Below are 441 nucleotides of genomic sequence, written 5' to 3' on the forward strand. Positions count from 1 at the left end.
ACCGAGCCGGCCGCACGGCGCACGGATCCGGCCCCCGCCGCCACCGCGCCGGCCGAGGCGCCCGCCGACGAGCCGCCCGCACGGCGCACGGCGCCCGTCTCCGCCGCCGACCTGCTGGCCAAGGTGCGCACCTGCGTACCCGTCTCCCGCGGCCGCTACCGCGAGGACCACGGCGCAAAGGCCACCGTCCCGGTGTGCGGCACCCGCGACGCCGTGTTCTGGAAGGCCGACATGGACATCGACTGCGACGGCCGTCCCGGTCTCCGCTGCAACGCCCGCACCGACCCGTACTTCTCCTCCTCCACGGCCTTCACCCAGTCCGACGGCCGTCCGCTGAGCTCCGAGGAGACCCCCTACGTGGTGGTGCCCGCACCCAGCGCCGTGTGGAACCACCGGTCCCACGGCGTGCGCGGCGGATCGGTCGTGGCGGTGGGGGACCCC

1 protein-coding gene is annotated in these 441 nt (G+C 76.2%); it reads left to right on the top strand.

From position 1 onward, the window contains the following. The coding region (locus B7767_RS42945) for a glycoside hydrolase family 75 protein (RefSeq protein WP_256923789.1) at positions 1-441 on the top strand (441 nt) is incomplete at both ends.

This window comes from Streptomyces sp. 13-12-16 (assembly GCF_002114215.1).
Classification (GTDB): domain Bacteria; phylum Actinomycetota; class Actinomycetes; order Streptomycetales; family Streptomycetaceae; genus Streptomyces.